Here is a 23906-nt window from a genome sequence, read left to right on the forward strand (position 1 = left end):
GTGATCTATGGCTCAGTTAACTGTCCAGATCGTGACACCAGATGGTCTCGTCTATGATCACCATGCCAGCTATGTATCAGTTCGAACTCTGGATGGTGAGATGGGGATCTTGCCACGACATGAAAATATGATTGCGGTTTTAGCAGTAGATGAAGTAAAGGTAAAACGTGTCGATGACGAAAACCATGTTAACTGGATTGCAGTGAATGGTGGTGTTATCGAAATTGCCAACAATGTTATCACAATAGTTGCTGATTCTGCAGAACGTGCTCGTGATATCGATATTAGTCGTGCAGAACGTGCCAAACTTCGTGCAGAGCAAGAAATTGAGGAAGCACAAGATAAACACTTGATTGATCAAGAACGTCGTGCTAAGATTGCTTTGCAACGTGCTATTAATCGTATCAATGTCGGAAAAAGACTATAAGAAAAAAATGAACTTGAGTTACCAAGTTCATTTTTTATGTTTTCTTAAGGTGCAAAACTGATGAAAAATTAGAATCGTCTATTGATATAAAAGATAATAAAAAGATAGCGTAATACAAATTGCGTAGCAGAAATCATACAAATGAAATTGATTATAGTAAAATAGTATTAGAATTATTAAGAAAGTTGGTTTTTTATTGGAAACGATAGTATTTTCAATCTCCGTTTTTTTGGCAGGTATCTTGTCCTTCTTTTCCCCTTGCATTTTTCCTCTATTACCAGTCTATACTGGAATTTTATTGGATGATCAGGAAAGTGCAAAAAGCTTCTCCTTGTTTGGAAGAAAGGTTGTCTGGTCAGGCTTGATTCGAACACTTTGCTTTATTGCAGGTATCTCTCTCATTTTCTTTATCTTAGGATTTGGTGCTGGTTACTTTGGTAATATTCTCTATGCAAATTGGTTTCGATATGTCATGGGAACAATTATTATCATTTTAGGTTTACACCAGATGGAAATTTTTCATTTTAAGAAATTAGAGGTTCAAAAAAGCTTTACCTTTAAAAAATCAGATTCTAATCGTTATTGGTCAGCTTTTTTACTTGGTATTACCTTCAGCTTTGGTTGGACGCCTTGTATTGGTCCAGTTTTAAGTTCTGTTTTAGCACTTGCGGCTTCTGGAGGCAATGGTGCCTGGCAAGGAGCTATCTATACTCTTGTTTACACTATGGGGATGGCTATTCCTTTCTTGGTTTTGGCTCTAGCTTCTGGTGTAGTGATGCCTTATTTTAGTAAAATTAAACGTCATATGATGCTACTGAAGAAAATTGGTGGTTTCCTCATTATTTTAATGGGAATTTTATTACTGTTAGGACAAGTAAATGTTCTAGCTGGAATTTTTGAATAAAGGAGAAAAAGATGAAAAAAGTAATGTTTGCTGGCTTAAGCCTCTTGTCATTAGTCGTATTGATAGCCTGTGGTGAGGAAGAGACTAAAAAGACTCAAGCTCCACAACAATCCCCAAAACAACAGCAACAAACGACTGTACAACAAATTGCTGTTGGGAAAGAGGCTCCAGACTTTACCTTGCAATCTATGGATGGTAAAGAAGTTAAGTTATCTGATTATAAGGGTAAAAAAGTCTACTTAAAGTTTTGGGCTTCATGGTGTGGTCCATGTAAGAAAAGTATGCCTGAGTTGATGGAATTAGCGGCGAAACCAGATCGTGATTTTGAAATTCTTAGTGTCATTGCACCAGGAATTCAAGGTGAAAAAACTGTCGAGCAATTCCCACAATGGTTCCAAGATCAAGGATATAAAGATATCCCAGTACTTTATGACACAAAAGGAACCACCTTCCAAGCTTACCAAATTCGAAGCATTCCTACAGAATACCTGATTGACAGTCAAGGAAAGATTGGCAAGATTCAATTTGGTGTTATCAGCAACGAGGATGCAGAAGCAGCCTTTAAAGAAATGAACTAGAATCAAGATTTTAAAATAGTATTTATATAATTAATCCTCTAGATTTTAGATAGTGTTAATCTAAGATTTAGGGGATTTTTGCTATTAATAAATTAAGTTTAAAAAAAGAAGGGAGTTCTGTATTATACAGATTCCCCTTCTTTTTCTTTAAACATAATATTTATTTTTTAGCTTTAAGAAGTTTATTATATCATAGCTTCTCGTTGATGAAGCGGATAAACTGATTCCACCAAACTTTTAAGAAGAAGGTTTTTTCAACTTTCTTTTCTGCTACCATTTCAAAACTAGGACGTTCTGTAGTGATGTAACCTTGACCAATCAAATCATTGTCTTCATAAGTTAAATGGCCAACCACTGTTCCAGCTTCAAGTGGTGCTGGAATTGCCTTAGAATCAGGTGTGAATTGAACAGTTTGGGACGATTGTCCCCCAACACGTTCAATTAGAGAGATGTCATCTTTGGCAACGGCAGTGACGGTATCTTCTTTTCCATCTTGTACAGGGGCTTTGCTATCTTGATAGGCATCACCTTTCTGAACGATTTTGCGAAGTGTGAATGTAGAAGAGATATAATCCATTAGTGAAGATGTAGCTGTGAAGCGAGCGTAAGGATTATTGTCTTGATGATCTGCATTCAAAACAACTGTGATAACCCTCATCCCTTTTTCAACAGTAGTACCAACAAAAGATTCTCCAGCCTTGTCTGTTGTTCCTGTCTTAAGGCCATCAAAACCACCGCGATAAGCAGGCATGCCCTCTAACATGTAGTTGGTAGAAGTGATTGTCATTCCAGCAAAAGTAGAAGAAGGTTTTTTCGTGATTTCTAAGACTTGTGGGTATTTTTTGATGAGATTGCGAGCAACGATAGCGATATCATAAGCACTGAGCTTGTTTTCATCATCTTTTTTTGAACCCGGGTAAATGTTATCCCCTAGTGTCTCATTGTTAAGACCAGTCGTATTGACAACAGTGGCATCCTGAATTCCCCATTCCAAGAGTTTTGCCCTCATCATATCGACGAAATCTTTTTCTGAGCCAGCAATTTTCTCAGCTAGGGCAATAGCTGCACTGTTAGCACTGGATACTAGGGTTGCTTCCAGTAGTTGTTCGACGGTATAATTACGAGCCTCCATAGGAACGTTACTCGCTTCAGAATTTGTCGTTAATTTGTATGGATAATCAGAGATATCTACCGGAGTTGATAGTGTAATACTACCGTTTTCCAAGGCTTCATAGACAAGATAAACAGTAATCAATTTTGTGATCGAAGCAATTTCAACTGGCTGGGTTGCATCTTTCTCATAGAGAATTTTACCGGTATTTGCCTCAACAGCAATTGCATGTTTAGCAGCAATATTAAAATCTTGAGCATCAACAGTAGATGCTGCCCCAATAACGGAAAGGCTTAGGAGAGTTAAAATTATTTTTTTCATAGTAAGTTTATTCTATCATAAAGAAAAAAATATTCCCAGTTTCATGATATAAGAAAGAAGCTTTTTTGAAAGTGTGGTAAAATAGATGAATGGAGGTACTTCATGTTTCGTAAGAATAAATTATTTTTTTGGACCAGTGAGATTTTACTATTAACCATCATCTTTTATTTATGGAGACAGATGGGTGGGATTATAACGCCTTTTGTAAGTGTCGCAAACACTATAATGATTCCCTTTCTTTTAGGTGGTTTTTTATATTATTTGACCAATCCTATTGTAAATTTTTTACAAAAGTATTTCAAAATTAACCGTATCATTGGTATTCTACTAACCTTGTGCGCCTTGGTTTGTGGGCTAGTTATTGGGGTCGTCTATCTCTTACCGATTTTGATTAATCAGCTGACAAGTTTGATTGCTACAAGTCAGACAATCTACAGTCGTCTGCAAGATTTGATTATCGATTTATCCACTTATCCAGCCTTTCAAAATTTAGATATTCAAGCGACTATTCAACAGTTAAATCTCTCTTATGTAGATATTCTACAGAATATCCTAAATAGTGTAACGAATAGTGTTGGAAGTGTCTTATCTGCGCTCTTTAGTACTGTTTTGATTATTATCATGACACCTGTATTTTTAATTTATTTTTTGTTAGATGGCCACAAATTCTTGCCGATGCTTGAGCGTACTGTTTTAAAGCGAGATAAGTTGCATATTACAGGTCTTTTAAAAAATTTGAATACTACAATTGCTCGATATATTAGTGGAGTTGCTATTGATGCGATTATTATTGGTTGTTTGGCCTTTATCGGATATAGCGTGATTGGTTTGAAATACGCTTTGGTCTTTGCCATCTTTTCAGGATTGGCCAATCTCATTCCTTATGTTGGACCAAGTATTGGTTTGATTCCGATGATTATCGCCAATGTCTTTACTGATCCTCATAGAATGCTGATTGCAGTTGTTTATATGTTGATTATTCAACAAGTAGATGGGAACATCCTTTACCCTCGAATCGTTGGTGGAGTGATGAAGGTTCATCCAATTACGATTTTAGTATTACTTTTGTTATCAAGTAATATCTATGGTGTCATTGGCATGATTGTCGCAGTACCAACCTATTCTATCTTAAAAGAAATTTCTAAGTTTTTATCACGTTTGTATGAAAATCATAAAATAATGAAAGAACGAGAAAGAGAATTAGCTAAGTAAAAATCAGGAAATTCCTGATTTTTCTTTTTCATTAAAGAAGTGATGGGAGTAGAAATACCGTTTAGATTAGTAGATTAAGAATAATTCACAAAAACTTTGTAAAACACTTGCAATTTAGCTGAAATTTGATAAAATAGTAAGGAAAGTTAGACTGTATTGCCTACTGTCTATCTATAAAATATATTTTATTGGAGGCTTTTACTCAAATGGCAAAAGAAAAATACGATCGTAGTAAACCACACGTTAACATTGGTACTATCGGACACGTTGACCACGGTAAAACTACCCTAACTGCAGCTATCACAACTGTTTTGGCACGTCGCTTGCCTTCATCAGTTAACCAACCTAAAGACTATGCGTCTATCGATGCTGCTCCAGAAGAACGCGAACGCGGTATCACTATCAACACTGCGCACGTTGAGTACGAAACTGAAAAACGTCACTACGCTCACATCGACGCTCCAGGACACGCGGACTACGTTAAAAACATGATCACTGGTGCCGCTCAAATGGACGGAGCTATCCTTGTAGTAGCTTCAACTGACGGACCAATGCCACAAACTCGTGAGCACATCCTTCTTTCACGTCAGGTTGGTGTTAAACACCTTATCGTCTTCATGAACAAAGTTGACTTGGTTGACGATGAAGAATTGCTTGAATTGGTTGAAATGGAAATCCGTGACCTATTGTCAGAATACGACTTCCCAGGTGACGATCTTCCAGTTATCCAAGGTTCAGCTCTTAAAGCCCTTGAAGGTGACACTAAATACGAAGACATCGTTATGGAATTGATGAACACAGTTGATGAGTACATCCCAGAACCAGAACGTGACACTGACAAACCATTGCTTCTTCCAGTCGAAGACGTATTCTCAATCACTGGACGTGGTACAGTTGCTTCAGGACGTATCGACCGTGGTATCGTTAAAGTCAACGACGAAATCGAAATCGTTGGTATCAAAGAAGAAACTCAAAAAGCAGTTGTTACTGGTGTTGAAATGTTCCGTAAACAACTTGACGAAGGTCTTGCCGGAGATAACGTAGGTGTCCTTCTTCGTGGTGTTCAACGTGACGAAATCGAACGTGGACAAGTTATCGCTAAACCAGGTTCAATCAACCCACACACTAAATTCAAAGGTGAAGTTTACATCCTTACTAAAGAAGAAGGTGGACGTCACACTCCATTCTTCAACAACTACCGTCCACAATTCTACTTCCGTACTACTGACGTTACAGGTTCAATCGAACTTCCAGCAGGTACTGAAATGGTAATGCCTGGTGATAACGTGACAATCGACGTTGAGTTGATCCACCCAATCGCCGTAGAACAAGGTACTACATTCTCTATCCGTGAGGGTGGACGTACTGTTGGTTCAGGTATGGTTACAGAAATCGAAGCTTAATTCGATTTAGTTCCCAGAAGAACAATTATTTAAGTCAGACACTGAAAGAATCTTGCTTTGCAAGGTTCTTTTTTTCTAATCAAATAATACTATGTTTCGCTCCGTAAGATGCATGATAATTAATTGATGGCTGAGAAGAATTTTTATTTCTCATTGATAAGTGTTTGCAGAAAGTTTTCAGTTTTTAGGGGAGTAGTTTAGAAAATATAAAAAAGACAAACACTAAAATGATGTTTGTCTATGGTGTGTAGAACTTGTTAGAAGTGTGGTTATAATTGTCTTAATTAGCAAATCTGATGCAGACGGCTTCTGGTATATGGAAGTCATTAGAAAGTTCTGCTAGACGACCAGTTTCAGGATTGCGTTTAAAGACGGTTGCATTGTCAGAGTCCTGATGGACAGCAATGACAAATTCTTGATCCGGTGTCAAATCAAAATCACGTGGAGTCTGACCATGTGTCGGAACGATTTCTAATAACTCTAAGCTACCATCCGCAAGAATTGTATATACTGCGATAGAATCATGACCACGGTTAGAAGCGTAGAGGTATTTACCGTCTTTAGAGAGACGAATAGCAGCAGTTCCATTAAAACCTTTGTAACCTTCTGGTAGAGTTGAAATGACTTGCATGCGTTCAAATTCGCCAACACCATCGTAGATTAGAACTTCGATAGTGCTATTGAGTTCACAAATGAGATAAGCGATCTTATAATGGTTATGGAAAATAATATGGCGTGAGCCTGCTCCTGGCTGGCTATGATAGGTATAGAGCTTAGATAATTTTCCTTCTGAATCAAGATCATAAGTAATTACTTGGTCAGTACCTAAGTCGCAGGTCACTAGATAGTGGTCAGGTGTTAAATCTGTAAAGTGAACATGGGGAGAAGCTTGATTCTCATGTGGACCTTGGCCACTGTGTTGATCTACATCACTAAGTAGAAGACTGCCATCTTCCTTGCGTTTATAAACAAGGACCTGTCCCTTGTGGTAGTTTGCCGCGTAAACCAAATCACGCTTTTCATCAACGGCAACATAACAGTGGGGAGCTCCTTTTTCCACGACATGATTTAATAAGGTTCCATCAGTTTGATAGGCTGCAATCCCCCCCTTATCGTCTTGACTACCAACAGTGTATAAATGTTGGTGCTGGTCAAAGGCAAGGTAGGTTGGACTTGGTTCAGCTGCAAAAAGTTCTAGATTTGAAAGCTGACCAGTTTCTGTATCAAAGTCTGCCTTGTAAATCCCTTGGGAAGTACGACGTGTATAAGTTCCAAAATAAACAGTTTCTTTCATGACTATACCTCTTTATAAAGATAAGTCTATTATATCACAAAATTAATTTATAATATGCTATGTGGTGCAATTGAGTAGTATGTAAGCACTTTAAAAAAGAGTTATTTTGATTTAAAAATGGTATAATGGAAAGAATGACAGAAAGGAATTATTTATGGAACAAAAAGAGAAACATTTTAGCCTATCTTGGTTTTTCAAGTGGTTTTTGGACAACAAGGCAATTACGGTATTTTTGGTAACCTTATTATTGGGACTGAATCTTTTTATTTTAAGCAAGATTAGTTTTCTATTTTCACCTGTTTTAGACTTTTTGGCAGTCGTGATGTTGCCAGTCATTCTATCTGGTTTACTATACTATTTACTGAATCCCATTGTTGATTGGTTGGAGAAGCATAAGATTAATCGCGTCATCGCAATCAGTATTGTCTTTGTCATCATCGCTCTCTTTATCATTTGGGGCTTGGCAGTGGCTATTCCAAGTCTGCAACGTCAAGTTTTAACCTTTGCAAGAAATGTACCAATCTATCTCGAAGATGCTGATCGAGTTATTAATGATTTGGTCACCAAGCGTTTACCAGATGATTTCAGACCTCAGTTAGAGCAAGTTTTAACAAACTTCTCTAGTCAGGCTACAGTTTGGGCAAGTAAAGTTTCATCTCAGGCAGTCAACTGGGTGAGTGCCTTTATTAGCGGGGCATCTCAAGTGATTGTTGCCTTGATTATCGTTCCTTTCATGCTCTTTTATCTCTTGCGTGATGGGAAAGGCTTGCGTAACTATTTAACCCAATTCATGCCAACGAAATTGAAGGAACCTGTAGGACAGGTTTTGTCAGATGTGAATCAACAGTTGTCCAACTATGTTAGAGGACAAGTAACAGTAGCTATTATTGTAGCAGTAATGTTTATCATCTTTTTCAAGATTATAGGTCTACGCTATGCGGTTACGCTGGGTGTAACTGCTGGTATTTTAAATCTGGTTCCTTATCTGGGTAGCTTCCTAGCCATGCTTCCTGCCTTAGTTTTGGGCTTGATTGCTGGTCCAGTTATGCTGTTGAAAGTGGTAATTGTCTTTATCGTAGAACAAACTATTGAAGGCCGTTTTGTCTCTCCACTGATTTTGGGAAGTCAATTGAATATCCATCCCATTAATGTTCTTTTTGTCTTGTTAACTTCAGGATCTATGTTTGGTATTTGGGGAGTTTTACTCGGTATTCCGGTTTATGCTTCTGCTAAGGTTGTCATTTCGGCCATTTTTGAATGGTATAAGGTAGTCAGTGGCCTATATGAAGTAGAGGGAGAGGAAATCAAGAGTGAACAATAGTCAACAGATGTTACAGGCCTTGGAAGAGCAAGATTTAACCAAGGCTGAGCACTATTTCGTCAAAGCTTTAGAAAATGATCCAAGTGACCTTCTGTATGAGTTAGCTACCTATCTTGAAGGGATTGGTTTTTATCCTCAGGCCAAGGAAATTTACTTGAAAATTGTAGGGGATTTTCCAGAGGTTAATCTTAATCTAGCGGCTATTGCTAGCGAGGATGGTCAAATCGAAGAAGCCTTTGCTTATCTTGAGGAAATCCAAGCTGACAGTGACTGGTATGTTTCAGCTTTGGCTCTGAAAGCAGACCTCTACCAGCTGGAAGGTTTGGAAGATGTAGCGCGTGAGAAATTACTAGAAGCCTTGAGTTACTCAGAGGATCCTCTTTTGATATTGGGCTTGGCAGAGTTGGATAGTGAGTTGGAAAATTACCAAGAGGCCATTCAAGGCTATGCCCAGTTAGATAATCGTACTATTTATGAGCAAACAGGGATTTCCACCTATCAACGAATTGGTTTTGCCTATGCACAGTTAGGGAAATTTGAAACGGCTACAGAGTTTTTAGAAAAAGCCTTGGAGTTAGAATACGATGACCTAACAGCTTTTGAGTTGGCCAGTCTTTACTTTGATCAAGAAGAATACCAAAAAGCTGTCCTCTATTTTAAGCAGCTTGATACCATTTCACCTGACTTTGAAGGATATGAGTATGGTTACAGTCAGGCCTTACATAAGGAACATCAAGTTCAAGAAGCCCTGCGTATCGCTAAGCAAGGCTTAGAGAAAAATCCCTTTGAAACTCGCCTCTTGCTAGCTGCTTCCCAATTTTCTTATGAATTGCATGATGCTAGTGGTGCAGAAAACTACCTCCTTACTGCAAAAGAAGACGCTGAGGATATGGAAGAAATCTTACTCCGTTTAGCAACTATTTATCTAGAACAGGAACGTTATGAGGACATTCTAGACTTACAAAGTGATGAGCCAGAAAATCTTTTGACAAAGTGGATGATTGCTCGTTCCTATCAAGAAATGGACGATTTGGATTCTGCCTACGAGCATTATCAAGAGTTGGCAGGAGATTTAAAGGACAATCCAGAGTTTCTGGAACACTATATCTATCTCTTGCGTGAATTGGGCTACTTTGAAGAAGCAAAAGTCAATGCTCAAACTTACTTAAAACTGGTTCCAGATGATGTGCAAATGCAAGAACTATTTGAGAGATTGTAAGGATATATTTTAAAAACTGTATCTAATCATTTTTGATAATAAAATCTACAGGCTATTTTATCTATTGTATGATGAGAGTATATTTGCGTTGTTGTGTTTGTATTCGAGTTTCCAATATAAGGCATAAGAAGTGAGATAAGTAATATTTTTAAAAGTACAATCTTAGACTTTATAGTAAAAGAAAAAGTTCTCATTTCATAAGTGACAGATTGAATAGAAAGCCCTTAGACTAAAAGTTTCTAAGGGTTTTTCTTTGTGTGAAATTGTAAAATAGGGGTAAGAAAAGTTGTGAGATGTTTGCCATGTTTCATAAAAAAACGAGACTACGATTGCAATCATGTTGATTATTACACGTTAGAGGGACTAATTCCGCAAGACTATATTCTTTGTCAGGTTGAGTAAGTTCTCGATTTTCCTTCATCTATGATTGAATCGTATCCAATAACCACAAATATACTTACCAAGTGTTAGATAATCAAGCTAAGTTTATAAGTGAGCAACTGGAAGTTAAGATTGACTTAAATCGGAAAAAGCAAGGAAAACAGGGAAGGAAAGTTTTTTGTTTTGCATTGAAAAGTATTTTATAGAGGGTTCAACATATTTTAAGGATAGTAGAGCTGGAGAAATAAAAAAGACAAACACTAAAATGATGTTTGTCTTCGGTGTGGAGTTCTCATTAAATGAGAACCTAGTTACAATTAGTTTTTAGAAGCAGCTTGGAATTCTGGATTTTTCCATGCTTCGTCAATAATAGCTTGTAATTCATTTGCAGATGCTTGCATTTTTTGAGTTTCTGCGTCGTTCAATGGGATATTTACTGGACGAACAATACCATGTGCACCTACAACAGCTGGTTGCCCGATAAAGACGTTTTTAACTCCGTATTGACCTTCTTGGAATACTGAAAGGGGAAGTACTGCGTTTTCATCGTCAAGGATTGCTTTAGTAATACGAGCAAGGGCTACTGCGATACCGTAGTATGTTGCACCTTTTTTGTTGATGATTGTGTAAGCTGCATCACGAACACCTTCGAACAATTCAATCAATTCAGCTTCTTGAACATTTTGAGTGTCTTTAAGGAATTCTTCAAGGTTTACACCAGCGATGTTAGCGTGTGACCAAACAGCGAACTCAGAGTCACCGTGTTCACCCATGATGTAGGCGTGCACTGAACGAGCATCAACATCCAATTTTTCAGCAAGTGCTTGACGGAAACGAGCTGAGTCAAGTGAAGTTCCTGAACCGATAACTCGTTCTTTAGGGAAACCAGAGAATTTCCAAGTTGAGTAAGTCAAGACGTCAACTGGGTTAGCAGCAACAAGGAAGATACCTTTGAAACCTGATTCAACAACTTGAGTTACGATTGATTTGTTGATAGCAAGGTTTTTACCTACAAGGTCAAGACGAGTTTCACCTGGTTTTTGAGGCGCACCTGCAGTGATTACAACAAGATCAGCGTCTGCACAGTCAGAGTATTGAGCTGCATAGATTTTTTTAGGTGAAGTGAAGGCAAGGGCGTGACTAAGGTCAAGCGCGTCACCAACAGCTTTTTCATGCAATTGTGGAATTTCGATAATTCCAAGCTCTTGTGCAATTCCTTGGTTAACAAGTGCAAAAGCGTAAGAAGAACCTACAGCACCATCACCGACAAGTATAACTTTTTTGTGTTGTTTAGTTGAAGTCATTATTCTAAACATCTCCTTAATTTTATTCAGGGATTTCCCCAGTTATTTCAATTTTATCACTTTTGAAAAGCTTTGTCACGGATATGCATTTCAGTTCTTGATGTAAACGTTTTAGTGGTTTTATATACCTGAAATATGGCGGATATTATGGTATAATATAGTTAATTACTAATAGTGAAATGAGGCATTTATTAATGCAGGATAGAAATTTAGTGAATGTCAATCTGACAAAGGAGATGAAGACGAGCTTTATCGACTACGCCATGAGTGTTATCGTAGCGCGGGCCCTTCCTGATGTTCGAGATGGCTTGAAACCGGTTCACCGTCGGATTCTCTATGGAATGAATGAATTGGGTGTTACTCCAGACAAACCCCATAAAAAATCTGCTCGTATTACTGGAGATGTCATGGGTAAATATCACCCACACGGGGATTCCTCTATCTATGAAGCAATGGTCCGCATGGCTCAATGGTGGAGCTACCGTTACATGCTTGTAGATGGGCATGGAAACTTTGGTTCCATGGATGGAGATGGTGCTGCCGCTCAGCGTTATACTGAGGCACGTATGAGCAAGATTGCTCTAGAAATGCTTCGAGATATCAATAAGAATACGGTTGATTTCGTTGATAACTATGATGCCAATGAACGTGAACCTTTAGTCCTTCCAGCTCGTTTTCCAAATCTTTTAGTTAATGGAGCTACTGGTATCGCTGTCGGTATGGCGACCAATATTCCACCTCATAACTTGGGTGAAACTATTGATGCTGTGAAGTTGGTCATGGACAATCCTGAAGTGACCACTAAGGACTTGATGGAAGTCTTACCTGGGCCAGATTTTCCAACTGGAGCTCTTGTTATGGGGAAATCAGGTATTCATAAGGCTTATGAAACAGGTAAAGGTTCTATTGTCCTTCGTTCACGTACTGAAATTGAAGAAACTAAGACTGGCCGTGAGCGCATCGTTGTAACAGAATTTCCTTATATGGTCAATAAAACAAAGGTGCATGAGCATATTGTTCGTTTGGTTCAGGAAAAACGTATTGAGGGTATTACTGCAGTTCGTGATGAATCAAACCGTGAAGGGGTTCGTTTCGTAATCGAGGTCAAACGTGATGCCTCGGCCAATGTTATCCTTAATAATCTCTTCAAGATGACCCAGATGCAAACCAACTTTGGTTTCAATATGCTTGCTATCCAAAATGGGGTACCCAAGATTTTATCCCTTCGTCAGATTTTGGATGCTTATATCGAACACCAAAAAGAAGTGGTTGTTCGTCGTACTCGTTTTGATAAGGAAAAAGCAGAAGCGCGTGCTCATATCTTGGAAGGTCTCTTAATTGCACTAGACCATATCGACGAAGTGATTCGTATCATCCGTGCTAGTGAAACGGATGCGGAAGCACAAGCTGAGTTGATGAGCAAGTTTAAGCTTTCTGAACGTCAAAGTCAAGCTATTCTTGATATGCGTCTTCGTCGTTTGACAGGTTTGGAACGTGATAAAATTCAGTCTGAGTATGATGATCTCTTGGCTCTGATTGCCGATTTAGCAGATATTCTTGCTAAGCCGGAACGTGTTTCTCAGATCATCAAAGATGAATTAGACGAAGTTAAGCGTAAGTTTGGCGACCAACGTCGTACTGAATTAATGGTCGGTGAAGTCTTGAGTCTTGAAGATGAAGATTTGATTGAAGAATCAGATGTCTTAATCACTCTTTCTAACAAAGGATACATCAAACGTCTGGACCAAGCTGAGTTTACTGCTCAAAAACGTGGGGGTCGTGGTGTTCAAGGAACTGGTGTCAAGGATGACGATTTTGTTCGTGAGTTAGTGTCAACTAGTACCCATGATCACCTACTCTTCTTTACAAATAAAGGACGTGTCTATCGCCTGAAAGGATATGAAATTCCTGAATATGGCCGTACTGCTAAGGGATTGCCAATTGTCAATCTTTTGAAATTGGATGAAGGTGAAAGTATTCAGACCATCATCAATGTTGAATCTGAACGCAGCGATGATGCTTACCTCTTCTTCACAACTCGTCATGGTATTGTGAAGAGAACCAGCGTTAAGGAATTTGCTAACATTCGTCAAAATGGACTTAAGGCTTTAAACCTCAAAGATGAAGATGAGCTAATTAATGTATTACTAACAGAAGAAAATACGGATATTATCATTGGTACCAAGCTTGGTTATGCAGTTCGCTTTAATCAATCAGTTGTTCGTGATATGAGTCGTATCGCCACTGGTGTGAAAGGTGTTAACCTTCGTGACGGAGACACAGTTGTTGGTGCTAGTGTGATTACAGACCAGGACGAGGTTCTTATCATCACAGAAAAGGGCTATGGTAAGCGCACAGTTGCGACCGAATATCCAACTAAAGGTCGTGGTGGTAAAGGAATGCAAACCGCTAAGATTACAGAAAAGAACGGTTTTCTTGCTGGTCTTATGACCGTTAAAGGTGATGAAGATTTGATGATTATCACTGATACAGGTGTCATGATTCGAACCAATGTTGCCAATATTTCACAAACAGGTCGCTCAACTATGGGAGTTAAGGTGATGCGCCTGGATCAAGATGCCAAAATTGTAACCTTTACAACGGTTGCAGCCGCAGAGAAAGAAGAAGTTGGGGCAGAAAACGAAACAGAAGGTGAAGCATAATGTCTCATAAAAAGAATAATAAGAAAATCAAACGAAAAAATCTGCTGACAAATATCTTAGCTGTATTTCTCATACTGATCTCTATTGCTTTAATTTTTAATGCAAAGATTCGTGATGCATTTATTGCTTGGAATAGCAATAAATACCAAGTTAGTCAAGTATCAAAAGAAAAAATTGAAGAAAATCAGGACACAGAGGGAAATTTTGATTTTGATTCAGTAAAAGCCATTTCCTCTGAAGCTGTTTTAGCCTCTCAATGGGATAATCAAAAATTACCTGTTATCGGAGGAATTGCAATACCTGAGCTTGAAATTAATTTACCTATCTTTAAGGGGATTGCAAATGTCAATCTTTTATATGGTGCGGGTACCATGAAGCGTGACCAAGAAATGGGTAAAGGGAATTATTCATTAGCTAGCCATCATATTTTCACAGGTGATAATGCTAGTCAGATGCTTTTTTCTCCACTAGATCGTGCGAAAAAAGGGATGAAAATTCACTTGACAGACAAGAATAAAGTGTATACCTATGAAATTAGTGAAGTGAAACGAGTTACACCAGATAGAGTAGATGAAATTGATGACCGAACTGGTGTTGATGAAATTACTTTAGTAACTTGTGAGGATGCAGCAGCTACTGAGCGGATCATTGTAAAGGGTGATTTGAAAGAAACAAAAGATTATTCACAAACATCTGATGAAACTCTGACAGCCTTCAATCAACCATATAAACAATTTTATTAGTTCTAAAAGAATCAGTGAAGATTAAGTTTCATTGATTCTTTTAATATTTTCATAAAATAAACTTTTATGAAATACAGAAAACGTTTCCTTAATTCTAAAGTTTGTGATATAATTATCACAAATAAAAGTTTTAGGAGTTTATTATGGTTTCTTCAGAATTTATCTCAAAAATTGAATTTGCTTGCAAGAAGAAGGAAAGTCTTTATAGTCAAAGCAAATTTAAGTATGCGATTCGTTCTATGTTTGCAGGTGCATTCTTAACTTTCAGTACAGCTGCGGGTGCAGTAGGGGCTGACTTGATTAATAAGATCGTACCAGGTAGTGGACGCTTCCTCTTCCCATTTGTATTTGCTTGGGGCTTGGCCTACATTGTTTTCTTGAATGCCGAGTTGGTAACATCAAACATGATGTTCTTAACTGCTGGTAGTTTCTTGAAAAAAATCTCTTGGAGAAAGACAGCTGAGATTTTACTTTACTGTACCTTGTTCAACCTTATCGGGGCTTTGATAGCAGGTTGGGGCTTTGCCCACTCAGCAGCTTATGCACATCTGACTCACGATAGTTTTATCTCAGGGGTTGTTGAGATGAAGTTAGGCCGTTCAAATGAATTAATCTTGCTTGAGGCGATTTTGGCAAATATTTTCGTAAATATTGCGATTCTTTCATTTGTTTTGGTCAAAGATGGTGGTGCCAAACTTTGGCTTGTGTTGTCAGCTATTTACATGTTTGTATTCTTAACAAACGAACACATTGCTGCGAACTTTGCTTCTTTTGCGATTGTTAAGTTTAGTGTTGCAGCAGATTCAATTGCTAATTTCGGTGTTGGGAATATGCTTCGCCACTGGGGTGTAACCTTCATTGGAAACTTTATCGGAGGAGGCCTCTTGATGGGTCTTCCATATGCCTTCCTCAATAAAAATGAAGATACTTATGTAGATTAAGAAAATGAGCACGATTGAGTCGTGCTTTTTTCATCTTTTAAATAGGGTAATAGCTATTTCTTATATCAAAATATAGAAAACTGATATTTGTAAACTATAACTTAAGGTGCTACAATATCCTTAATCAAACTATTTGGAGGTCGCCCTATGACTCGTGATTTTAAATTTGAAACTTTGCAACTGCATGCTGGTCAAGTTGTGGATCCAGCTACCAAGTCTCGTGCAGTGCCGATTTATCAAACAACATCCTTTGTTTTTGATGACACGCAGGAAGGTGCCGATTTGTTTGCCTTGAGAAAACCAGGGAACATTTATACTCGTATCACCAACCCTACAACAGCTGCTTTTGAAGAAAGAATCGCTGCTCTTGAAGGTGGTGTTGGAGCTCTTGCAACAGCATCAGGTATGGCAGCAGTGACTTATACGATTTTGGCTCTTGCCCATGCTGGTGACCATGTAGTAGCAGCCTCAACTATTTACGGTGGGACCTTCAATCTCTTGAAGGAAACCCTTCCTCGTTATGGTATCACAACAACCTTTGTCGATGTGGATAATATGGAAGAAGTGGAAGCAACGATCAAAGACAATACCAAGCTTGTCTTGATTGAAACCTTGGGGAATCCCTTGATAAATATTCCTGACTTGGAAAAATTGGCTGAGATTGCGCATAAACACCAGATTCCACTCGTTTCAGATAATACCTTTGCAACACCTTATTTGATTAACGTTTTTTCTCACGGTGTAGATATTGCTATTCACTCTGCGACTAAGTTTATCGGAGGGCATGGTACGACTATTGGTGGAGTGATTGTCGATAGCGGTCGTTTTGACTGGGCGGCTTCAGGGAAATTCCCTCAATTTGTTGACGAGGATCCAAGTTATCACAATTTGAGCTATACTCGTGATGTGGGGGCAGCAGCCTTTATTATCGCTGTCCGTGTTCAATTGCTTCGTGATACAGGTGCAGCCTTGTCGCCATTTAATGCCTTCTTGTTACTCCAAGGACTGGAAACCCTTTCTCTTCGCGTGGAACGCCATGTGCAAAATGCAGAGAAAATTGTTGATTTCCTTGTCAACCATCCTAAGGTAGAAAAGGTCAATTATCCAAAACTTGCTGATAGTCCTTACCATGCCTTGGCTGAGAAATACTTGCCTAAAGGTGTGGGTTCAATCTTTACCTTCCATGTCAAAGGTGGGGAGGCAGAAGCACGCAAGGTTATTGATAATTTGGAAATCTTCTCTGACCTTGCAAATGTGGCAGATGCCAAGTCTCTTGTTGTTCACCCAGCAACAACTACTCACGGTCAATTGTCAGAAAAAGACTTAGAAGCCGCAGGTGTCACACCAAACCAAATCCGCTTGTCTATCGGTCTTGAAAATGTAGAAGATTTGATTGAAGACTTGCGCTTGGCCTTGGAAAAAATTTAAAGAAAAAGAAGATAAACAGTGGGTCTCGACTCACTGTTTTTGATTTTCCCTCAGGCATGATATAATGGTTACAGAAGTCTAGAAAGAGGAACGATATGAACGAAATCAAATGTCCCAACTGTGGGGAAGTCTTTACAGTAAATGAAAGCCAGTATGCCGAACTTTTGTCCCAAGTAAGAACGGCAGAGTTTGATAAGGAATTGCACGATCGCATGAAGCAGGAACTGGCCTTGGCTGAGCAAAAGGCCATGAATGAGCAACAGTCTAAACTAGCTCAAAAAGACCAAGAAATTGCGCAATTGCAGAGTCAAATCCAAAACTTTGATACAGAGAAAGAGTTGGCTAAGAAGGAGGTTGAACAGACAAGCCATGAGGCTCTCTTAGCAAAGGACAAGGAAGTGCAGGCCTTGGAAAACCAATTGGCAACCTTGCGTTTGGAGCATGAAAATCAACTGCAAAAGACCCTCTCTGACCTAGAAAAAGAACGGGATCAGGTTAAAAATCAGCTCCTACTGCAAGAAAAGGAAAACGAGCTTTCTCTTGCTTCAGTTAAGCAAAACTACGAAGCTCAACTCAAGGCAGCTAGTGAACAGGTCGAATTTTATAAGAATTTCAAAGCTCAACAATCTACAAAAGCTATCGGGGAAAGTCTGGAACAGTATGCGGAAAGTGAGTTTAACAAGGTCCGTAGTTTCGCCTTTCCAAATGCTTACTTTGAGAAGGATAACAAGGTCTCTGCGCGTGGGTCTAAGGGGGACTTTATCTTCCGTGAATGTGATGAAAATGGAGTTGAAATCATTTCCATCATGTTTGAGATGAAAAATGAAGCGGACGGGACAGAGAAGAAGCACAAGAACGCGGACTTCTACAAGGAATTGGACAAGGACCGTCGTGAAAAGGACTGTGAATATGCGGTTTTGGTGACCATGCTTGAGGCTGATAATGACTACTTTAATACAGGGATTGTTGACGTCAGTCACGAGTATGAAAAGATGTATGTGGTTCGCCCTCAGTTCTTTATCCAGTTGATTGGGCTCTTGCGAAATGCGGCGCTTAATTCCCTAAAATACAAGCAAGAGTTAGCACTTGTTCGTGAACAAAACATTGATATCACTCACTTTGAGGAAGACTTGGATGCCTTTAAATTAGCTTTTGCCAAGAATTACAATTCAGCTTCGACTAACTTTGGTAAAGCTATTGATGAAATCGACAAGGCCATCAAACGCATGGAAGAGGTCAAGAAGTTCCTAACCACATCCGAAAACCAACTCCGTCTGGCTAACAACAAATTGGAAGATGTCTCTGTTAAAAAATTGACTCGAAAAAATCCAACTATGAAAGCGAAATTTGAAGCACTGAAGGGGGAATGAGGAAGCAGTGGAAAATGAATTATTAGTATTGAATACTGAAGAAGTAAATGAGTCTGAAAATTTAAACTATGATGAGTTAGAAGAACTATTGGAACAGCAATTTACAATGGAGTTCTCTAATCTTGAGAAATTAGAACTAGAATGTAAAGAAATTAGTTCGCCGGATAAATTAGGAGATGTTATTTTAGATGAAATTTGGAGTCAATTTGCGAACCAAATTGGTTTAGATATGACAAGCGACACGCTTCTTAAGCAGTATAACGATAAACATCCTAATGGTTATACAAAAGAAGAGGGTGCTAAAATAATGAAAGATAAAAGGTATACTGATGCAAATAATGCTATGAAAGAAAGGCAAAAAAATGGAAATTTAAAGGATGAATATACTGGAAAAACAATAAAAATTAACGAAAAAGCTAATTTGGATCACGTCGTACCGCGAAAACAGATTTTTGAAAATCCATGGAGGAAAATTGCTGATATAGAGACTGTTGATTTAGCAAATAAATCAGAAAATTTTGCTGCAACAAACGAATCACTTAATAAAAGTAAAGGAGCAAAATCCAATAGTGAATATATAAAGAATAGAGAAGAGAGAGAAAAAAATCTAAAAGAACAAGTTGAAAGAGCTAATAAAAAAATTGATAAGATGAAAATCTCAGATGCCGAAAAGCGAAATCATAAAGCTGAAAATAATAAAAGATTAAATGATAAATTAGAAGCTGATTCGAAGAAAATGCTCAAATCTGAAAAAACAGCGAAGAAAGCTATTAATAAGGATATTGCAAAGAAAGCTTCTGTTAGAATGGCTAATAAAGCTGGTAAAGATGCTATAAAAGCTATGTTTATTGCAGCATTATTTGGGATGCTGAAGGAAATTATGAATGCTTTAGTGAGGTATTTTAAAGCAAAAAAACAATCTTTTGATACATTTATAGAGGAAATGAAAAAAGCACTTCATTCCTTCTTTGGTAAAATTAGAGATTTTATCAAAGTAGGTATTGATAGTTTTGTTGGGAGTATCGTGGGAGAAATTATTGGAGCATTTAACCAGAAATTACAAAAACTTCCAAACTTGTTTAAACAATTATTTGGTTCAATTAGAGAAAGTATCTCTTATCTATCAAACCCTGAAAATCAATCTCATTCTACTGCAATTAAAATTGCCCATGTTTCAAAAATTATTACATCCGCATTATTAGGTGTAGGAGCAATGTTTTTAGGAGAATATTTTGAACAGTTCTTAAATAAGATACCAGGTATGACTTTTGAAATAAAACTTCTAGGAACAATTGCTAATATTTTAGGGATGTTCTTTGCAAGTTTACTAACTGGAATCTTGGGAGCAATAATCATTAACGGACTTGATGGCTTTATATCAAGGAAACTACAAGATGAGAACAAAAAACAACAAGCTGATAAGAAGAACGAATTGCTAAGAATTCAGGATGTTCAAATTTTTGTTGCCGAGCAAAATGTTGCTGTTAAGCGAAATGATATCTTCAGTAAGATGGCTAAGAACCATCAAAAACTAAGAGAACTACTTGGCAATGTTGATGAAGAGTTTTCTAATTCAAAGATTGATTTCAAACAGCGATTATTAGCTAATGAAATTTACTTTGATGAAAAGCAAAGTGAACTTGAAGAAATGCAAACTGCATTAAACGATTTATTATAGGAGAATATTATGTCAGAAGAATTAGAGATTCAAGTTTTAGCAAATTCTGAAAGATTTAATGAAAAAAAACAAGAGCTAAAAGCCTTTAGTGAAGAGATCCCTGAACAGTCAGATTTACCAACAGTTCCAACAGATGATCCTATGTTAGGCTTTATTGGAATGGAATATGATGTTAAGGGTAAAGATTTGAACGCTCTTACTGATGCTGTTCAAAATAGAATGATTGAACAAAATATTCACATAAAAAAGATTATTCAAGAATTTAATACTATTTACGAAACTTTTCAAATATTGGATGATGAGTATATTCAAAGTATTTCAAAATCTTTGATTGCAGCCAAAGAGGCAAATAATAAAGCTATACAGGGATTGCACGAAATAGAAGAATATCAAATAGGTAATAACAAACTATTAGATGATGTTTTTAAACAGAATAAAGATTTAATTGATATATTGAAGAAACATCATAAAAAGCTAGAAGAGTTAGAACAACTTGAAGATAAGCAAAGTGAAATTCATAATGAAATTGATAGTTTAAAAGCGAAGCTAAAAACATTAGTGAAAATAGAAAATAGTTTTAACGATTTGCGTTTCCAAGTTGAAGAAACACAAAATAATCTTAAAAACGATGTAGATAAGATGAATGTTCGATTAATAGAGGAAGGTAAAAATCTTACTTTAATTGTCGAGAAATTTCAAACTGAACTAGAGGAAAAACAAAAAGAGATTAGTTTCCTTAGAAAAGGATTCTATACTCTTGGAGTCGCTGTTGTTATAATAGTATTATTTCTATTGTTTAAAGGAATGTAGATGATTAGTGAAACTTATTTAAAATTGTTAAAATCGGAAGTGAAAAAACTGGATGATTTAACAAATAATACTTATGAATTGGAAATAATTCTTCAAGATATAGTTGATAATCTTAAAAATGCTGAGTTAGAATTTATAAAACGATTAGGAAACTTGACAAGTAAAGAGACATTCTCAAAAATCAAAGATAAGCAAACTAGCATATTGGAATTATTGTATAAATATCTTGGCTCTAGAGTTATTGATACAAATTATTTGATTTTGAAAGAAACAAATCATAAATCATTTGAAGAACTAGCAAATGATTTAAAGTCACTAATTGGTTTAGAAAATGTTAAGAAAGAAATTAAAGATTTAGTAGCGTTTAATAAAGTTCAACAAAGTAGAGAAAAAATCGGTCTTAAAAAAACAAATAGAACTATGCATATGGCGTTTTTAGGTAATCCAGGTACCGGTAAAACTACTGTGGCTAGAATCGTTGGGAATATGTATCGTTCATTAGGAATACTAAGTAAAGGTCACTTTATAGAGGCAAGTAGAACAGACTTAATAGCAGAATATCAAGGACAGACGGCTTCGAAAGTGAAGAGATTGATACAAAAAGCCAAAGGTGGTGTATTGTTTATTGATGAAGCATATAGTATTACTGAAAACGATAAAAGTGATAGTTATGGTCGAGAGTGTTTAACTGAGTTAACAAAAGCATTAGAAGACTATCGTGATGATTTGGTGGTTATTGTTGCTGGATATGATGAATTGATGAAAAAATTTTTTGAATCTAATCCTGGGTTAAAATCAAGATTTAATTATTTTATTACGTTTGAAGATTATACTGTGGACCAAATGTTTGATATTTTTCTTTCATATTGCAAAAGTGAAGAGTACATTTTGCATGATTCTGCAAAAGAAAAATTAAAAAAATATTTAGAATTACATAGTTGCAATCCTGAAAATAAAAATGCAAATGGGCGATTTGTAAGAAATGTATTTGACAGGATAATTATGAACCAAGCAATAAGATTAGCCACACTATCTTTTGTTACAAAAGATAATTACATTACGATTCTTGAAGAAGATATTTCATGAATGAAATTAGAAAGCAAAAATGAACGGTATTATCAACTTAAAAAAAGAAGCGGGGATGACTTCGCATGATGCGGTTTTTAAACTGCGTAAGATTTTGGGAACCAAGAAAATCGGGCATGGTGGGACCTTGGATCCGGATGTGGTGGGTGTTTTGCCTATTGCGGTTGGCAAGGCGACTCGCATGGTCGAGTTTATGCAGGATGAGGGCAAGGTCTATGAGGGGGAGATTACTCTCGGTTATTCCACGACAACTGAGGATGCCAGTGGGGAAGTGGTCGCAGAAACACCTGTTTTGTCTCCTTTGGATGAAAAGCTTGTCGATGAAGCGATTGCTAGCTTGACTGGACCTATTACTCAGATTCCGCCTATGTATTCGGCAGTAAAGGTCAATGGTCGTAAGCTCTATGAGTATGCGCGTGCTGGTCAGGAAGTGGAGCGTCCAGAACGTCAGGTAACTATTTATAGCTTTGAGCGGACAAGTCCGATTTCTTATGATGGCCATCTTGCACGATTCACTTTTCGTGTGAAATGTAGCAAAGGAACTTATATCCGTACCTTATCGGTTGATTTAGGTGAGAAGCTTGGTTATGCAGCTCATATGTCACATCTGACACGGACTAGTGCAGCAGGTTTGCAACTGGAGGATGCTCTTACCTTGAAAGAAATTGCTGAAAGAGTTGAGGCTGGTCAGCTGGACTTTCTCCATCCTCTAGAGATTGGGACTGGGGACCTTGTCAAAGTTTTTCTAAGTCCAGAAGAGGCTACAGAAGTGCGCTTTGGTCGTTTTATCGAGCTCGCCCAAACAGACCAAGAATTAGCTGCCTTTGAGGGAGATAAATTGCTAGCTATTTTAGAAAAAAGGGACAATCTCTACAAGCCAAGGAAGGTTTTTATCTAGCCTAACTGAGGTTTAGGGATTGGAAATGTTTCCCTAAGACTATCCAAATCAGACTATAAATTTTGCAAAAAATGTGATAGAATAGACGACGGATAAAAAAACGGAGGATAGCATGCAAAATAGACCAATCATTATCGGAGTGACAGGTGGTTCTGGTGGAGGTAAGACCAGTGTTTCAAGAGCCATTTTATCGCATTTTCCTGATGAAAAGATTTCCATGATTGAGCATGATTCATACTACAAGGATCAGTCTCATTTGACCTTTGAAGAGCGTGTCAAAACCAACTACGACCATCCTTTTGCCTTTGATACAGACTTGATGATCGAGCAGATTAAGGAATTGTTGGCAGGGCGTCCGGTGGACATCCCGACCTATGACTATACAGAGCATACACGAAGTAGCAAGACCTATCGTCAAGAGCCTCAAGATGTCTTTATCGTTGAGGGAATTTTGGTCTTGGAGGACAAGCGCCTGCGCGATTTGATGGATATCAAGATTTTTGTAGATACGGATGATGATGTGCGCATTATTCGTCGTATCAAGCGTGATATGGAGGAGCGTGGCCGTAGTCTTGATAGCGTTATTGACCAGTACTTAGGTGTGGTTAAACCTATGTACCACCAGTTTATCGAGCCAACCAAGCGTTATGCGGATATCGTCATTCCTGAAGGGGTTAGCAATACAGTTGCTATTGATCTGTTGACCACCAAGATCGAAAAGATTTTGGAGGAAGCTCGAAACAGCAAATAATCAAATGTGGAGGCCTTGCCTCCTTTTTCTATTTTTCCCTCATAATGGTACATAAATGGAGAT

20 protein-coding genes are annotated in these 23906 nt (G+C 37.6%); 17 read left to right on the forward strand and 3 right to left on the reverse strand.

Annotation, left to right across the window (positions count from 1 at the left end; translation table 11 throughout):
* Nucleotides 1–7: 7 nt before the first annotated feature.
* From KUA57_RS06530 to sdbB, 3 genes are all read left to right on the forward strand, one after another.
* Complete coding sequence (locus tag KUA57_RS06530; protein WP_218493890.1) at nt 8–427, forward strand: F0F1 ATP synthase subunit epsilon; 420 nt, start codon at nt 8–10, stop codon at nt 425–427.
* Between the two features lie 196 nt (nt 428–623).
* Complete coding sequence (gene ccdA2 / locus KUA57_RS06535; RefSeq protein ID WP_218493891.1) at nt 624–1331, forward strand: thiol-disulfide oxidoreductase-associated membrane protein CcdA2; 708 nt, start codon at nt 624–626, stop codon at nt 1329–1331.
* An 11-nt stretch (nt 1332–1342) separates the two neighbouring features.
* Nucleotides 1343–1909 (forward strand): thiol-disulfide oxidoreductase-associated lipoprotein SdbB, encoded by a 567-nt coding sequence (gene sdbB / locus KUA57_RS06540; protein ID WP_004260720.1) that lies wholly within the window; start codon nt 1343–1345, stop codon nt 1907–1909.
* A gap of 190 nt (nt 1910–2099) precedes the next feature.
* On the opposite strand, the gene pbp3 is transcribed toward sdbB, so the two are convergent.
* Complete coding sequence (gene pbp3 / locus KUA57_RS06545; protein ID WP_218493892.1) at nt 2100–3341, reverse strand: D-alanyl-D-alanine carboxypeptidase PBP3; 1242 nt, start codon at nt 3339–3341, stop codon at nt 2100–2102.
* A gap of 102 nt (nt 3342–3443) precedes the next feature.
* Here pbp3 and KUA57_RS06550 point away from each other — a divergent pair, with 102 nt between their 5' ends.
* Together KUA57_RS06550 and tuf are read left to right on the forward strand one after the other, a co-directional pair.
* Nucleotides 3444–4553, forward strand: coding sequence for an AI-2E family transporter (locus KUA57_RS06550; RefSeq protein WP_023947789.1), 1110 nt, complete (start codon nt 3444–3446; stop codon nt 4551–4553).
* Between the two features lie 206 nt (nt 4554–4759).
* On the forward strand, nt 4760–5956 hold the full coding sequence (tuf, locus tag KUA57_RS06555; RefSeq protein WP_001040726.1) for an elongation factor Tu: 1197 nt from the start codon (nt 4760–4762) through the stop codon (nt 5954–5956).
* A 280-nt stretch (nt 5957–6236) separates the two neighbouring features.
* On the opposite strand, the gene KUA57_RS06560 is transcribed toward tuf, so the two are convergent.
* Nucleotides 6237–7250, reverse strand: a complete 1014-nt coding sequence (locus tag KUA57_RS06560; protein ID WP_061590106.1) for a lactonase family protein — start codon at nt 7248–7250, stop codon at nt 6237–6239.
* A 154-nt stretch (nt 7251–7404) separates the two neighbouring features.
* Here KUA57_RS06560 and KUA57_RS06565 point away from each other — a divergent pair, with 154 nt between their 5' ends.
* Nucleotides 7405–8571 carry an AI-2E family transporter gene (locus KUA57_RS06565; RefSeq protein WP_061864173.1) on the forward strand — a complete coding sequence of 389 codons (1167 nt, stop codon included), beginning with the start codon at nt 7405–7407 and terminating at the stop codon, nt 8569–8571.
* Nucleotides 8561–9790: a tetratricopeptide repeat protein gene (locus KUA57_RS06570; protein WP_061864172.1), complete on the forward strand. Its 1230-nt coding sequence runs from the start codon at nt 8561–8563 to the stop codon at nt 9788–9790. Before KUA57_RS06565 ends, KUA57_RS06570 begins: the two co-directional genes overlap by 11 nt.
* A gap of 698 nt (nt 9791–10488) precedes the next feature.
* On the opposite strand, the gene KUA57_RS06575 is transcribed toward KUA57_RS06570, so the two are convergent.
* The gene (locus tag KUA57_RS06575) at nt 10489–11475 is read right to left on the reverse strand and encodes an L-lactate dehydrogenase (protein ID WP_000204729.1); all 987 of its coding nucleotides are present in this window, start codon (nt 11473–11475) and stop codon (nt 10489–10491) included.
* A 194-nt stretch (nt 11476–11669) separates the two neighbouring features.
* Between KUA57_RS06575 and gyrA the strand changes: the two genes are divergently transcribed.
* The 10 genes from gyrA (at nt 11670) to udk (ending at nt 23843) form a co-directional block, all read left to right on the forward strand.
* Nucleotides 11670–14138, forward strand: coding sequence for a DNA gyrase subunit A (gene gyrA, locus KUA57_RS06580; RefSeq protein WP_218493893.1), 2469 nt, complete (start codon nt 11670–11672; stop codon nt 14136–14138).
* Nucleotides 14138–14881, forward strand: coding sequence for a class A sortase (locus KUA57_RS06585; RefSeq protein WP_218493894.1), 744 nt, complete (start codon nt 14138–14140; stop codon nt 14879–14881). The genes gyrA and KUA57_RS06585 overlap by 1 nt, the downstream gene beginning before the upstream one ends.
* 143 nt (nt 14882–15024) lie before the next feature.
* Nucleotides 15025–15822, forward strand: coding sequence for a formate/nitrite transporter family protein (locus tag KUA57_RS06590; RefSeq protein WP_218493895.1), 798 nt, complete (start codon nt 15025–15027; stop codon nt 15820–15822).
* Between the two features lie 147 nt (nt 15823–15969).
* Nucleotides 15970–17250: an O-acetylhomoserine aminocarboxypropyltransferase/cysteine synthase family protein gene (locus KUA57_RS06595; RefSeq protein WP_218493896.1), complete on the forward strand. Its 1281-nt coding sequence runs from the start codon at nt 15970–15972 to the stop codon at nt 17248–17250.
* A 95-nt stretch (nt 17251–17345) separates the two neighbouring features.
* Nucleotides 17346–18620, forward strand: a complete 1275-nt coding sequence (locus tag KUA57_RS06600; protein ID WP_218493897.1) for a DUF2130 domain-containing protein — start codon at nt 17346–17348, stop codon at nt 18618–18620.
* Between the two features lie 7 nt (nt 18621–18627).
* Nucleotides 18628–20298: a hypothetical protein gene (locus KUA57_RS06605; RefSeq protein ID WP_218493898.1), complete on the forward strand. Its 1671-nt coding sequence runs from the start codon at nt 18628–18630 to the stop codon at nt 20296–20298.
* 9 nt (nt 20299–20307) lie between these two features.
* A complete protein-coding gene (locus tag KUA57_RS06610; RefSeq protein WP_218493899.1) occupies nt 20308–21108 on the forward strand; it encodes a V-type ATP synthase subunit I domain-containing protein in 801 nt (266 codons plus the stop codon).
* A complete protein-coding gene (locus KUA57_RS06615; RefSeq protein ID WP_218493900.1) occupies nt 21109–22194 on the forward strand; it encodes an AAA family ATPase in 1086 nt (361 codons plus the stop codon).
* A 19-nt stretch (nt 22195–22213) separates the two neighbouring features.
* Nucleotides 22214–23092, forward strand: a complete 879-nt coding sequence (truB, locus tag KUA57_RS06620; RefSeq protein WP_218493901.1) for a tRNA pseudouridine(55) synthase TruB — start codon at nt 22214–22216, stop codon at nt 23090–23092.
* Between the two features lie 112 nt (nt 23093–23204).
* Nucleotides 23205–23843, forward strand: a complete 639-nt coding sequence (gene udk, locus KUA57_RS06625) for a uridine kinase (protein WP_001181377.1) — start codon at nt 23205–23207, stop codon at nt 23841–23843.
* The last annotated feature ends 63 nt before the right edge of the window (nt 23844–23906 follow it).

Source organism: Streptococcus vulneris (assembly GCF_019218685.1).
GTDB lineage: Bacteria > Bacillota > Bacilli > Lactobacillales > Streptococcaceae > Streptococcus > Streptococcus vulneris.